Origin of the sequence: Paraburkholderia domus, from assembly GCF_905220705.1 — a bacterium.
Lineage (GTDB): Bacteria > Pseudomonadota > Gammaproteobacteria > Burkholderiales > Burkholderiaceae > Paraburkholderia > Paraburkholderia domus.
On record NZ_CAJNAT010000015.1, the window covers coordinates 35257 to 47955 of the forward strand.

11 protein-coding genes are annotated in these 12699 nt (G+C 61.0%); 8 read left to right on the forward strand and 3 right to left on the reverse strand.

Going from position 1 to position 12699, the window contains the following annotated elements; translation table 11 throughout:
• Positions 1 to 152 precede the first annotated feature (152 nt).
• The 3 genes from rplQ to dsbD all read left to right on the forward strand — a co-directional run bounded on the left by rplQ (position 153) and on the right by dsbD (position 2930).
• Positions 153 to 545: a 50S ribosomal protein L17 gene (gene rplQ / locus KHO31_RS23345; protein WP_006052227.1), complete on the forward strand. Its 393-nt coding sequence runs from the start codon at positions 153 to 155 to the stop codon at positions 543 to 545.
• A 185-nt stretch (positions 546 to 730) separates the two neighbouring features.
• A complete protein-coding gene (gene cutA, locus KHO31_RS23350) occupies positions 731 to 1063 on the forward strand; it encodes a divalent-cation tolerance protein CutA (RefSeq protein WP_407945959.1) in 333 nt (110 codons plus the stop codon).
• Positions 1056 to 2930, forward strand: coding sequence for a protein-disulfide reductase DsbD (gene dsbD, locus KHO31_RS23355; RefSeq protein WP_211624214.1), 1875 nt, complete (start codon positions 1056 to 1058; stop codon positions 2928 to 2930). The genes cutA and dsbD overlap by 8 nt, the downstream gene beginning before the upstream one ends.
• Before the next feature lie 169 nt (positions 2931 to 3099).
• On the opposite strand, the gene hemB is transcribed toward dsbD, so the two are convergent.
• Together hemB and yihA are read right to left on the reverse strand one after the other, a co-directional pair.
• Entirely contained in the window at positions 3100 to 4098 is a 999-nt protein-coding gene (gene hemB, locus KHO31_RS23360) for a porphobilinogen synthase (RefSeq protein WP_063497533.1), read from the reverse strand.
• 251 nt (positions 4099 to 4349) lie between these two features.
• Complete coding sequence (gene yihA, locus KHO31_RS23365) at positions 4350 to 5006, reverse strand: ribosome biogenesis GTP-binding protein YihA/YsxC (protein ID WP_074281995.1); 657 nt, start codon at positions 5004 to 5006, stop codon at positions 4350 to 4352.
• A gap of 216 nt (positions 5007 to 5222) precedes the next feature.
• Between yihA and KHO31_RS23370 the strand changes: the two genes are divergently transcribed.
• From KHO31_RS23370 to msrQ, 5 genes are all read left to right on the forward strand, one after another.
• Entirely contained in the window at positions 5223 to 5876 is a 654-nt protein-coding gene (locus KHO31_RS23370) for a c-type cytochrome (RefSeq protein ID WP_211624256.1), read from the forward strand.
• 116 nt (positions 5877 to 5992) lie between these two features.
• A complete protein-coding gene (locus KHO31_RS23375) occupies positions 5993 to 8215 on the forward strand; it encodes a cytochrome c biogenesis protein ResB (RefSeq protein WP_211624216.1) in 2223 nt (740 codons plus the stop codon).
• A gap of 4 nt (positions 8216 to 8219) precedes the next feature.
• Complete coding sequence (ccsB, locus tag KHO31_RS23380) at positions 8220 to 9434, forward strand: c-type cytochrome biogenesis protein CcsB (RefSeq protein ID WP_201079640.1); 1215 nt, start codon at positions 8220 to 8222, stop codon at positions 9432 to 9434.
• A gap of 198 nt (positions 9435 to 9632) precedes the next feature.
• Complete coding sequence (gene msrP / locus KHO31_RS23385; protein WP_201086143.1) at positions 9633 to 10628, forward strand: protein-methionine-sulfoxide reductase catalytic subunit MsrP; 996 nt, start codon at positions 9633 to 9635, stop codon at positions 10626 to 10628.
• Positions 10629 to 10642: 14 nt separating this feature from the next.
• Entirely contained in the window at positions 10643 to 11350 is a 708-nt protein-coding gene (gene msrQ, locus KHO31_RS23390) for a protein-methionine-sulfoxide reductase heme-binding subunit MsrQ (RefSeq protein ID WP_201079666.1), read from the forward strand.
• A gap of 83 nt (positions 11351 to 11433) precedes the next feature.
• On the opposite strand, the gene lysA is transcribed toward msrQ, so the two are convergent.
• Positions 11434 to 12696: a diaminopimelate decarboxylase gene (gene lysA / locus KHO31_RS23395; RefSeq protein WP_201079636.1), complete on the reverse strand. Its 1263-nt coding sequence runs from the start codon at positions 12694 to 12696 to the stop codon at positions 11434 to 11436.
• Positions 12697 to 12699: the final 3 nt, after the last annotated feature.

Below are 12699 nucleotides of genomic sequence, written 5' to 3' on the forward strand. Positions count from 1 at the left end.
TCGCTGCACTGGCAAAGACGCGGATTTTCCTTTAAAATCCGCGTCTTGTCTTTTTTCACTACCGGCCCGTGCACTCGTCACCATTGGGAAACCGAAGGTAGAGCGAGCGCGATAGAAGAGCTGGACCAAAACTTTGAATCGAAGGAATTAACATGCGTCACCGCCATGGTTTGCGGAAACTGAACCGCACGAGCAGCCACCGTCTGGCAATGCTCCGTAACATGTCCAACTCGTTGATCGAGCACGAAGTCATCAAGACGACGCTGCCGAAGGCGAAAGAACTCCGTAAAGTTGTCGAGCCGCTGATCACGCTCGGCAAGAAGCCGTCGCTGGCAAATCGTCGTCTGGCGTTCAACCGCCTGCGCGATCGTGACTCGGTCACGAAGCTGTTCGAAGTCCTCGGCCCGCGTTACGCTACCCGTCCGGGGGGCTACCTGCGCGTCCTGAAGTTCGGCTTCCGCGTCGGCGACAACGCACCGATGGCACTGGTCGAATTGCTGGACCGTCCGGAAGTCGAAGAAGTTGAAGTGCAAGAAGCTGAGTAAGCTTTTCAGCACCGAAGAAAAAGCCAGGCACCAAGCCTGGCTTTTTTGTTTCTGACGGCGGGGTTCATCTCTGCTGGTCAAATCATGGCGGCCAAATGCCGCATGCTCGACGCGGGCGCCTCAGCGACGCCGCAAGGCCAGGTGATACGATATCGGCACTTGAATCGTGCCTGTCTGGAGCCGTTGTGAGCGTGAATGTGACTTTGATTTTGACCACGGTACCTGATGCGGCCGTTGCTCAGAAGCTTGCAGCGGCCGCACTAGCCGCGCGGCTGTGCGCCTGCGTCACACAGTTAGGTGCCGTACAGTCCAGCTATCACTGGCAGGGCGCGATCGAAACGGCGCAGGAGATCCAGTTGCTGTTCAAGACGAGTGCGGCACGTGCGCTCGAGCTCGAGCAGTACATCCAGGCGCACCATCCCTATGACACGCCAGAAATCCTCTCGTGGCAAGCTATGGCATCGGCCGCGTACGGCCAGTGGATCACTGCTGAAACCCAACGTCCTCTCCATGTTTAACGGTCTCAATCGGCGCGCACGCCATGCGTTGCGCGCAGTCTTCTTCCTGCTCGGTTGCCTGATCTTCGCTCAGATCGGCACGCTTGCGCACGCCGCGGACGACTTCCTTGATCCCGCCGTCGCCTTCAAATTCAGTGCCACCGAGAAGCCGGGCGAAGTCGACGTCACGTACAAGATTGCAGACGGCTACTACATGTACCGGGAACGCTTCGCGTTCGCGACCCGCAACGGCACAACGACGATCGGCGAGCCACAATTGCCGGCCGGCCACGTCAAGTTCGATCAGACCTTCAACAAGAACGTCGAAACGTATCGCAATGAGCTGACTATCCGCATTCCGGTGAAACAGGCCCAGGGGCCGTTCGATCTGGCTGTCACGTCTCAAGGCTGCGCCGACGCCGGCATCTGCTATCCGCCGATGGAGCGCGTGTATCACGTGAGCGGCGAGGCTTTGCAGCCGGCCGGCAGTGCGGCGACTACCGCCTCGACGCAGCAATCCGCAGCGGCCGGCGCCACGTGGTATGAGCGGGCGACCAGCGCCGATTACGCCCAGTCGCTACTGCAAGGCGGCGGCTTCTTCGCAATTATTGGGCTTTATTTCGTGGCCGGCGCCGTGCTCAGTCTGCTGCCGTGCTCGTATCCGATGATTCCGGTCCTGTCGGCGATCATCATCGGCGAGGGCGCGCGGGTGACGCGTGCCCGCGGCTTCGCGTTGTCGCTGGCGTACGTGATCGGTATGGCGCTCGTGTACACAGCGCTTGGCATCGCTGCGGCGCTCGTTGGGCAGAGCCTCGGCGCGTGGCTGCAGAACCCATGGGTGCTCGGTACGTTCGGCGTACTGCTGACCGTTTTCGCGCTGACCTTGATCGCGGGTTTCGACATCGCGTTGCCGCAGCGCTGGCAGGACGGCGTGTCGAGGGCGTCGTCCGGGCGTTCCGGCGGCAAGTTTGCCGCGGTGGCCGTCATGGGCGCGCTGTCCGCGTTGGTGGTTGGCGCTTGCATGACCGCGCCGCTCTTTGCCGTGCTGGCGTTCATCGCGCACACAGGTGACGCCTTACTCGGCGGCGCGGCGCTGTTTTCGATGGGACTTGGTCTCGGCGTGCCGCTCCTGATCATCGGTCTTGGCGCCGGTACTTTGCTGCCGCGCGCCGGCGCGTGGATGGACGGCGTCAAAGTGTTTTTCGGCGTGGTGCTGCTTGCGGCGGCCCTGTGGATCGTGTGGCCGGTGCTCGGTGCGACAGCGACAATGCTGTTGAGCGCATTGTGGCTCCTGATCGCCGCAGCAGGACTCGGTCTTTTCTCTGCGCCGGCCGCGAGCACGTCAGTGTGGCGCCGGCTCGGCCGTGGTATCGGTGCGGCGCTGGCAATCTGGGCGGCGGTACTGCTGGTCGGCCTGGCCGCGGGCTCCTCCGATCCGTTGCGTCCGCTAGCTGTCCTGGCCGCGCGCGGCACTGGGGAGGCTAGCGTGGCAAACGCCCCCAATAAGGCGAATACGGCGTCGCAGAGCGATCTGACGTTCGCTTCGGTTCGTTCTTCGGCCGAACTCGACGAGGCCGTCAAAACGGCTGCACAGCCCGCTATGCTCGATTTTTACGCAGATTGGTGCGTGAGTTGCAAAGAGATGGAGAAGTTCACGTTCAGCGATCCGCGTGTCCGGGCGAAATTAAAGCAGATGAACCTGCTGCGCGCCGACGTCACAGCGAATAATGCCGACGATCAAATGCTGCTCAAGCGTTTCAGCCTGTTCGGGCCGCCTGGCATCATCTTCTTCGATCAAGGCGGCAAGGAAGTGTTGCGCGTCGTCGGATACGAGTCTGCCGACAAGTTTTTGCGCACCCTCGATCGCGCGAATGCGCCGGGGGCGTAACGCAAAGCGACTCGCCTGCCTGAGCACGCAAAGAAACGCGCGCCGATGCATCCGCAAAAAGGCACACGTCAGAACACGCATAAAAAAACGGAGGCGCGACTAAAAGTCGGCCTCCGTTTGTTCTTCAGCTTCCAGAAGACTGGCGTCGCCCGCAACGCGACACGTTAAATCACTTCTGCGAGCGCAAGATCCGCGCGGCATCCAGCGCGAAGTAGGTTAGCACGCCGTCCGCGCCTGCCCGCTTGAACGCCAGCAGCGATTCCATCATCGCCTTGTCGTGATCCAGCCAGCCGTTCTGCGCGGCTGCTTTCAGCATCGCGTATTCGCCGCTCACCTGGTACACGTAGGTCGGGAACTTGAACTCGTCCTTCACACGACGCACGATGTCCAGATACGGCATGCCCGGCTTGACCATCACCATATCCGCGCCTTCCTCGATGTCCGCTTGCACTTCGCGCAGCGCTTCATCCGAATTGGCCGGGTCCATCTGGTAGGTCATCTTGTTGCCCTTGCCGAGGTTCGTCGCGGAACCGACGGCATCGCGGAACGGACCGTAAAACGCCGACGCGAACTTCGCGGAGTAGGCCATGATCCGCGTATGGATATGTCCCTCGCTCTCGAGCATTTCGCGGATCGCGCCAATGCGGCCGTCCATCATGTCCGAAGGCGCGACGATATCGACACCCGCTTCAGCCTGTGCGCGCGCCTGTTCAACCAGGATCTCGACGGTCTCGTCGTTGATCACGTAGCCGGCCTCGTCGAGTACGCCGTCCTGGCCGTGGCTCGTGTACGGATCCAGCGCGACGTCGGTGAGCACACCCAAATCGGGGAAGTTCTTTTTCAGTTCGCGAACCGCGCGCGGGATCAGGCCAGCCGGGTTGGTCGCTTCGCGGCCATCGGGCGTCTTCAGCGAAGGCTCGATCGCCGGAAAGAGCGACAACACCGGCACACCCAGTTCGACGCATTGCTCGGCCACGCCCATCAGCAGATCCACCGATACGCGCTCGACGCCTGGCATCGACGGTACGGCTTGCCGCACGTTGGTGCCTTCGACGATAAACACGGGATAGATCAGATCGTTGGTGGTGAGGATGTTTTCCCGCATCAGACGGCGCGAGAAGTCGTCACGGCGCATGCGGCGCGGACGGTAGTGCGGAAAGAAGCTCATAAACGAATCGAAGAAACGTGGATGTGTGGAGTGGACAAGTAACGCCTGCCTCCGCTCCCGGAAACTTTTCGAGACAATGGTATATCATACCGATCGAGCAAGGCGCCCTGCGCTGACCTCCCCGCTTCTCCTCCCTGAGCGGGTGCCTGTCGTTTTTTCGATTAGGCTGTTTGACCCGCCGTTAAAGCGGCGGGTTTTTTTATGGGCGGCCGGAATGGCGTTTTTTACCTCGACGCGTACACGCCGCGCGGTTACTGCGGCGCGTCTGTTTCGCCCTTCGCCTCGGGGATCAGCCAGCTTTCGATCAGCTCGTGCGCCTCGTCGATGCCGACACGCTTGAGCGCCGAAAACAGCTGCGCGGTCAATTCGCCTTGATAGCCGTTGGCGCGATATTCGGCCAGACCCTTCTGCGTCGCGCGCAGCGCATTCACACTTTCCTGGCGCGTCAATTTGTCGCACTTCGTCAGCAGCGTGTGGATCGGCTTGCCGGTCGGCGCGAACCACTCGATCATCCGCCGGTCCAGATCCGTCAACGGACGGCGCGAGTCCATCATCAGGATCATGCCGCGAAGTTGCGAGCGCGACTGCAGGTAGGTGGAGAGCAGGGCTTCCCAGTGAGCCTTGGCTGCGCCCGGCACTTCCGCATAACCGTAGCCCGGCAGGTCGACCAGGTGCGCAGTCGGCTCATCCGCCTTTCCCACCGAGAAATAATTGATGTGCTGCGTGCGGCCAGGGGTCTTGCTGGCGAATGCCAGACGCTTCTGATTGCACAGAATATTGATGGCCGTGGACTTGCCCGCATTCGAGCGTCCCGCAAAGCAGATCTCGGGTTGCGCGGTGGCCGGCAGATCACGCAGGTGATTGACGGTCGTGAAAAAGCGGGATTGGTGGAGCAGGAAGGAAGACATGATCAGGCCAGGATTCGAGACGCCGGGGAACCCGGAGTGGGGACGGGTCAAGCCCGACTGGCGTCTTAGCGATTAGCGAGTTATTGTACAATACGATGGTTTACTGAAAACCTGAGGGGGCCAGCCCGCGTGCCTTGGCGGCTCTTCGCGGTCACTCAGTCGCTGTCGTATCTTGCAAAACCTCTAAAATCCCACAAGACGAGACAGGGTGTGCGAATGAATCGACTGTGCAAGACTCTGATGGTGCTTCAAGTAGCGGCAGGTCTTTCAGGTTTGGCAATTCAGGCACGAGCAGCAGATCCGGCAAAGCCGGACGTCAATCGGGGGCAGGCAATCGCGGTGCAGGTTTGCGCGGCATGTCACGGTGCAGACGGCAACAGTGCTGGCGGCGCGTATCCGAAGCTGGCGGGTCAGCATCCTGAGTATCTTGTCAAGCAGCTCATGGATTTCAAGACGCAGCCGGGCGCCAAGCAGCCTGCGCGCAACAATGCGATCATGGCGGGCATGGCTGCCGCGCTGTCCGATCAGGACATGGTCAACGTCGCGGCCTATTTTGCGGCGCAGACCCCGAAGCCAGGCTATGCGCATAACAAAGACACCGTCCCGCTCGGTCAGAAGATTTATCGCGGTGGCATTGCGGACAAGGGCGTACCGGCGTGCGCAAGCTGCCACGGGCCGACCGGGCAGGGGATTCCGTCGCAGTACCCGCGTCTGTCGGGGCAGTGGGCCGAATACACGGTGGCGGAGTTGACCGCGTTCACGCAAGGTCCGGGCGCACGTAACAACAATGAGGCGATGCACGCCATTGCATCGCGCCTGTCGGACAGCGAGATCAGGGCTGTAGCCGATTACATCGCGGGCTTGCACTAAGAAGCCCGCACGCAAGTGCAACCGGCCCGCCGAGGCCGGTACAAAACAAGAAAAGGGTGAGGGCGTCGTGCCTACGACAGCCCTTCACCCTTTTTTGCTGTTCAGTCGGAGTATGAATGAGCGTCACCACGTCGGGTTTGCAGTCGAAGTCGGGCAATCGCATTACGCGCAGCGTCATCGAAGTATTGAGTTCGATGCGTTTCGCCATTGCGCTGCTCGTGATTCTGTCGATCGCCAGCATCATCGGCACCGTCCTCACGCAGGACGACCCCTATCCCAACTATGTCAATCAGTTCGGTCCGTTCTGGGCGGACATCTTCCGCTCGTTGAGCCTGTACACGGTGTACAGCTCGTGGTGGTTCATGCTGATCCTCGGCTTCCTGATGGCGTCGGTGTCGCTGTGCGTGATCCGCAATGCCCCGAAGATGATCGCGGACGCCAAGAGCTGGAAGGTCAAGGTTCGCGAAGGCAGTTTGCGCGCGTTCCATCACAAGGGCGAGTTCGCGGTGCACGGCACGCGCGCGCAGACCTCGGCGGTGCTCGCCAAACTCTCGGCCAAGCTTGGCTACAAGTTCGTCACACGTGAGTCCGAAGGTGCAACGCTGATCGCCGCCAAGCGCGGCGCGCTGACCAAGTTCGGCTATATCTCCGCGCACATTGCGATTGTGGTGATCTGTCTGGGCGGTTTGCTCGACAGCAATCTGCCGATCAAACTGCAAATGTGGCTGTTCGACAAGTCGCCGATCCGCGCCAACACGGTGATCAACGACATTCCGCCGGAACATCGCCTGTCGCAATCGAATCCGACTTTCCGCGGTTATGCATGGGTGCCGGAAGGGCAGCACGTCTCGACGGCGATCCTTAACCAGCCGGACGGTTCGCTGATCCAGGACCTGCCGTTCTCGATCGAGCTGAACAAGTTCATCGTCGACTATTACTCCACGGGCATGCCGAAGCTGTTCGCGAGCGACATCGTCGTCGTCGACCATAAGACGGGCGCACGCGTGCCGGCGCGCGTCGAAGTGAACAAGCCGTTCACCTACGACGGCGTGTCGATCTTCCAATCGAGCTTCCAGGACGGCGGCTCGCAGATGCAGATGACCGCGTACCCGATGTCCGGCGCGAGCGCGAAGACCGCGCCGTTCGGCGGCACGATTGGCAGTAATGCGCCACTGAGCACGGCCACGCCCCTGGCCGACGGCCAGACCGTCGAATTCACGGATTTCCGCGCGATCAACGTCGAAAACATCTCCAACGGCAGCGGCCAGAACGATGCTCGCGGCGTCGCCGCGCATCGGACGCTGAGAGAAGCATTCGACGAGCGCCTCGGCTCCGGTGCCAAGACCTCAAAGCCGCTCGATCTGCATAACGTCGGCCCGTCGGTGCAGTACAAGGTGCGCGACAACGACGGTCAGGCGCGCGAGTACAACAACTACATGCTGCCGGTGGACGTAGGCGGCGAAAAGATGTTCCTCGCCGGCATGCGCCTGAATCCGGACGACCCATTCCGCTACCTGCGTATTCCCGCCGACACCGGCGGTACCGTCAAGGAATGGATGAACCTGCGCGCTACGCTCGAAAACCCCGCCATGCGCGTAGCAGCGGCCCATCGTTTCGCGTTGCGCTCTGTGCCTGGTTCGAATACCGAACTGCAAAAGCACCTTGAAGAAAGCGCATTGCGTGTCCTGACCCTGTTTGCCGGCGCAGACGACAGTATCAAGATGCCGAACGGGCAGACGGTCGGCGGTTTCCAGGCGATTGCCGGTTTCATCGACCATTCGGTGCCGAAGGGCGAACAGGAAAAGGCCGCGGGCCTGCTGCTGCGTATGCTGGAAGGCGCGACTTGGGACCTGTGGCAGCTGTCGCGTGAGCAGTTGGGCGAGCCGGATGCGCAGGCCAATGCGGACGCCAGCCGCTTCATCCAAAGCTCGATCAACGCGATATCCGACAGCTTTTTGTATGGATCGCCGGTCTACTTGCAGCTTGACTCATTCAAGCAGGTGCAAGCTTCGGTATTTCAGTTGACGCGCGCGCCGGGCAAAAAAGTCGTGTATCTTGGCAGCCTGCTCCTCGTGTTGGGCATCTTCTCGATGTTCTACGTCCGCGAACGGCGCCTCTGGTTCTGGCTTAAAGATACCGATCACGGCACGAATGTCGTGATGGCGATGTCGAGCGCACGCAAAACGCTTGATTTCGAGAAGGAGTTCGTCCAGACGCGCGACGCGGTAGGCGCCGCGCTGGGCGCCAAGCTCACTGAAGCATCCGACGCTGCCGGCGCCTCCGACAAACCCGGCAATGCCGGCGCGCCGTCCGCACGCTCACAAGATTCGACCCGGTAAGATCATGGACTTGACTCAGGTTTCTTCATCCTCTTCTTCGTCACCCTCGCGGCCCAATAGGGCGTTCGCGAGCGAGACACTCAACGTCGCGCAGTTTGACGACCGGCCGTTTCTGAAACGGCTCGGTATCGTCGACTGGCTGTTCGCCGTCGTGATGGTTGCGGGCGCGGGGTTCGCGCTGTCGCGCTATCACCCGTTCATGAATTACTACGACAAACTGGTGCTGTGCCTGGCGGTACCGGTGTTCGTCGTGCTCGGCTGGCGCTGGAAGCCCGTGCGTCCGCTAATGGCCGGTATTGCGGCGCTGTCGCTGCTGGCGATCCAGATCTATCACGGCGATCTCAGCCGCGCTGATACCGCGTTCTTTCTCAAGTATTTCCTGTCGAGCCAGTCCGCGATTCTGTGGATGAGCGCGCTCTTCGTGTTCGCCACGGTCTTCTACTGGATCGGGCTGTTGTCGCGTTCGCCGACCGGCGCTGCGATCGGTTCGAAAATGACGTGGGCCGCTGTGCTGATGGGCTTCGTCGGTTTGATGGTGCGCTGGTACGAGTCGTACCTGATCGGCGCGGACGTCGGGCATATTCCAATCTCGAACCTGTACGAAGTGTTCGTACTGTTCAGCCTGATTACCGCGCTGTTCTATCTGTACTACGAGCAGCACTACAACACGCGTGCGCTCGGCGCATTCGTGCTGCTGGTGATCGGTGCGGCTGTCGGTTTCCTGATGTGGTACTCGGTCGCTCGCGACGCACAGCAGATCCAGCCGCTCGTGCCGGCACTGCAAAGCTGGTGGATGAAGATCCACGTGCCGGCTAACTTCATCGGCTATGGCAGCTTCGCGCTGTCGGCGATGGTCGGCGTCGCGTATCTGGCGAAAGAGCGCGGCGTGCTCGCAGACCGTCTGCCGCCGCTCGATGTGCTCGACGACTTGATGTACAAGTCGATCGCCGTCGGCTTCGCGTTCTTCACGATCGCTACGATCCTCGGCGCGCTGTGGGCTGCGGAAGCATGGGGCGGCTACTGGAGTTGGGACCCGAAGGAAACGTGGGCGCTGATCGTCTGGCTGAACTACGCGGCCTGGCTTCACATGCGCTTGATGAAGGGGCTGCGCGGTGCAATGGCGGCGTGGTGGGCCCTGACGGGCCTGCTGGTGACGACCTTTGCGTTCCTCGGCGTCAATATGTTCCTGTCGGGGCTGCATAGCTACGGCAAGCTGTAAGATCTGCCGTTCTGAGCCGACTAAGAACCGCCGCGTGTTTCGCACCGGCGGTTTTTTTACGCCTGGTGGAATATTCGCTGCATTCAGTGTGTTCGTTAACGCAGTACCTAAGGATGGCTGGGCGAGTGGCCAGACGAGCCGATCATTAATATGGCCCCGTAAGATAGACAACCCGATGGGCCGGCAAGGAGCAGCACGATGTGGATCAAGCGAAGCGACCGAGTTCAACTCATCGGCGATGACATTGCACGTAGCGAAATCACGCCGCAGCGCGTCTTCGAAAACCGGCGGCGCGTGTTACAGGCGGCCGGCGCGCTAGCGCTCGGTAGTCTGATCGGCGTGAATGGCGAAGCGCTGGCAGCGTATTCATCGCCGGATCCGAAGGCGCAGAAGCTCGCCGCGAAGACCAACGCGAAGTTCGTCGCGCTCGACAAGATCACGCCGTACAAGGACATCACCACGTACAACAACTACTACGAGTTCGGCACCGACAAAGCGGATCCCGCGCACAACGCGGGTACGTTGCGGCCGCATCCGTGGAAGGTGAGCGTCGAGGGCGAAATCAAGAATCCGAAGGTGTACGACATCGACGAATTGCTGAAGCTCGCGCCGCTCGAGGAGCGCGTGTACCGGTTGCGTTGTGTCGAAGGCTGGTCGATGGTGATTCCGTGGATCGGTGTGCCGCTCTCGGAGTTGATCAAGCGTGTGCAGCCGACCGGCAACGCCAGATACGTGCAATTCATCACGCTCGCCGATCCGTCGCAAATGCCTGGCCTGTCGACGCCTGTACTAGACTGGCCGTACACCGAAGGTCTGCGGATGGACGAAGCAATGAATCCGCTGACGCTGCTGACGATGGGTCTCTACGGCCAGGTGTTGCCGAATCAGAATGGCGCGCCGATCCGTGTGGTGGTGCCGTGGAAGTACGGCTTCAAGAGCGCGAAGTCGCTGGTGAAGATCCGCTTCCTCGACAAGCAGCCGCCGACCAGCTGGAACACCTACGCGTCAAACGAATACGGTTTTTATTCGAACGTGAATCCGAACGTCGATCACCCGCGCTGGAGCCAGGCAACCGAACGGCGTATCGGCGAGGACGGTTTCTTCACGCCCAAGCGCAAGACGTTGATGTTCAACGGCTACGGCGATCAGGTCGCGTCGCTGTATCAGGGCATGGACCTGAAGAAGAACTTTTGAGCGACGACGCAACTATGGCTGCCGATACGCAATCCGTTACTCAATCCGAACGCAAAGCGCCACTAGCAGCGCAGGCGTCGGTCGTCGCCCGGGCTAGGGCAAAGCGGCCTGCCACCAGCGCGCGCTGGATCGTGCCGGCGAAAATCGCGGTGTTTATCGCGGCGTGGTATCCGCTCGCGCGCATCGTGCTGTTCGGCATGACCGATCGGCTGGGTGCGAATCCGATCGAGTTCATCACGCGCTCGACGGGTCTGTGGACGCTTGTCTTTCTTTGCATCACGCTGGCTGTGACGCCGTTGCGCCGGCTGACCGGCATCACTGCATTGGCCCGGTTTCGCCGGATGCTGGGTCTTTACGCATTTTTCTACGCCACGCTGCATTTCACCACTTACCTGTGGTTCGACAAGTGGTTCGATGTTGCCGCGATCCTCAAGGACATTGGCAAGCGGCCTTTCATTACCGTGGGCTTCGCTGCGTTCGTGCTGCTGATCGCGTTGGCCGTTACGTCGCCGCGCGCGATGGTACGCAAACTTGGACGCCGCTGGCAGACCTTGCATCGCGCGATCTATGCGATCGGCGGGCTTGCGATCCTGCACTTCTGGTGGATGAAGGCGGGCAAGCACGACCTCGTCTTGCCGAAGATCTACGGCGCGATCATGGTCGCGTTGTTGGGGTGGCGTTTGCTCGTATGGCTGCGCGAGCGAAAGTTAAGGGCGCGCTGACCATGAGGTACCGCGCGCAAATAGAAAAAGGCGATGCCGCAGTAGCATCGCCTTTTTTTATGGAGCAGTCCAAGCTCAGACGTTTACGCCGGCAAGATCGTTTCGCCCGCAAACAGCTGCTTGACCTCTTCACGAGCGCGAACCAGATGCACTTGTGTACCATCAACCATCACCTCGGCCGCACGCGGACGGGTGTTGTAGTTCGAGCTCATCACAAATCCATACGCGCCAGCCGAGCGAATCGCCAGCAGGTCGCCCGGTTCGACCGCCAGCAGGCGCTCGCGACCCAGCCAGTCGCCGCTTTCACAAACCGGGCCGACCACGTCGTACACGTGAGCGGGCACGTTGCGCTTAACGACCGCGTCGATCGCGTGATAGGCCTCGTACATGGCAGGGCGCGCGAGATCCGTCATCGCCGCATCGACGATGGCGAAATTCTTTTCCGCGCCTGGCTTCAGAAACTCGACGCGCGTCAGCAGCACACCGGCATTGCCGACCAGCGAACGGCCCGGCTCGAAATAGACCTCGCGATGCCCGTGACCGCGCGCTTCGATGCGATCCAGCACTGTGCGTACGAAGTCGCCGATTTCCGGCGGGGTTTCGTCGTCGTACGTGATGCCGAGGCCGCCACCTACGTCGATGTGGCGAATCTTCACACCGTCCTGTTCGATCTGTTCGACCAGTTCGAGAACCTTGTCGACGGCGTCAAGATACGGTGCGACTTCAGTGATCTGCGAACCGATATGGCAGTCGATGCCGACCACGTCGAGATGCGTCATCGCCGCGGCGGCTTGATACGTTGCGCGCGCATCTTCGAACGCGACGCCGAACTTGTTCGACTTCAGACCGGTGGAAATATACGGATGCGTTTTCGCGTCGACGTCCGGATTCACGCGCAGCGAGACGGGCGCTTTTTTGCCCATTTCCGCCGCAACCGCGTTCAAACGGTCGAGTTCGGGAATCGATTCGACGTTGAAGCATTTGACGCCAGCCGCGAGTGCCTGACGCATCTCGTCCGCATGCTTGCCGACGCCGGAAAACACGGTGTTTTCCGCTTTGCCGCCCGCGGCCAGCACGCGCGCCAGTTCGCCGCCCGACACGATGTCGAAGCCGGCGCCGAGCCGTGCGAACACATTCAGCACGGCGAGATTGCTATTGGCCTTGACGGCGACGTGCACGGTCGCGCGGCGGCCGGCGCAAGCGCCTGCGTAGGCATTCCACGCTTCGGTGAGCGCGGCGCGTGAATAGACGTACAGCGGCGTGCCGAACTGCTCGGCGAGTGAGACGGCGGACACGCCTTCGGCGTGCAACACGCCGTCGACATAGTCAAATGCGGATCGAGTCATGCG

Excerpts from the sequence above, each read along its gene's own strand:
- KHO31_RS23370 (WP_211624256.1), top strand. The coding sequence starts at position 5,223 with ATGAATCGACTGTGCAAGACTCTGATGGTGCTTCAAGTAGCGGCAGGT.
- lysA (WP_201079636.1), bottom strand. The coding sequence starts at position 12,696 with ATGACTCGATCCGCATTTGACTATGTCGACGGCGTGTTGCACGCCGAA.
- rplQ (WP_006052227.1), top strand. The coding sequence starts at position 153 with ATGCGTCACCGCCATGGTTTGCGGAAACTGAACCGCACGAGCAGCCAC.
- KHO31_RS23375 (WP_211624216.1), top strand. The coding sequence starts at position 5,993 with ATGAGCGTCACCACGTCGGGTTTGCAGTCGAAGTCGGGCAATCGCATT.
- dsbD (WP_211624214.1), top strand. The coding sequence starts at position 1,056 with ATGTTTAACGGTCTCAATCGGCGCGCACGCCATGCGTTGCGCGCAGTC.
- ccsB (WP_201079640.1), top strand. The coding sequence starts at position 8,220 with ATGGACTTGACTCAGGTTTCTTCATCCTCTTCTTCGTCACCCTCGCGG.
- hemB (WP_063497533.1), bottom strand. The coding sequence starts at position 4,098 with ATGAGCTTCTTTCCGCACTACCGTCCGCGCCGCATGCGCCGTGACGAC.
- yihA (WP_074281995.1), bottom strand. The coding sequence starts at position 5,006 with ATGTCTTCCTTCCTGCTCCACCAATCCCGCTTTTTCACGACCGTCAAT.
- msrP (WP_201086143.1), top strand. The coding sequence starts at position 9,633 with ATGTGGATCAAGCGAAGCGACCGAGTTCAACTCATCGGCGATGACATT.
- msrQ (WP_201079666.1), top strand. The coding sequence starts at position 10,643 with ATGGCTGCCGATACGCAATCCGTTACTCAATCCGAACGCAAAGCGCCA.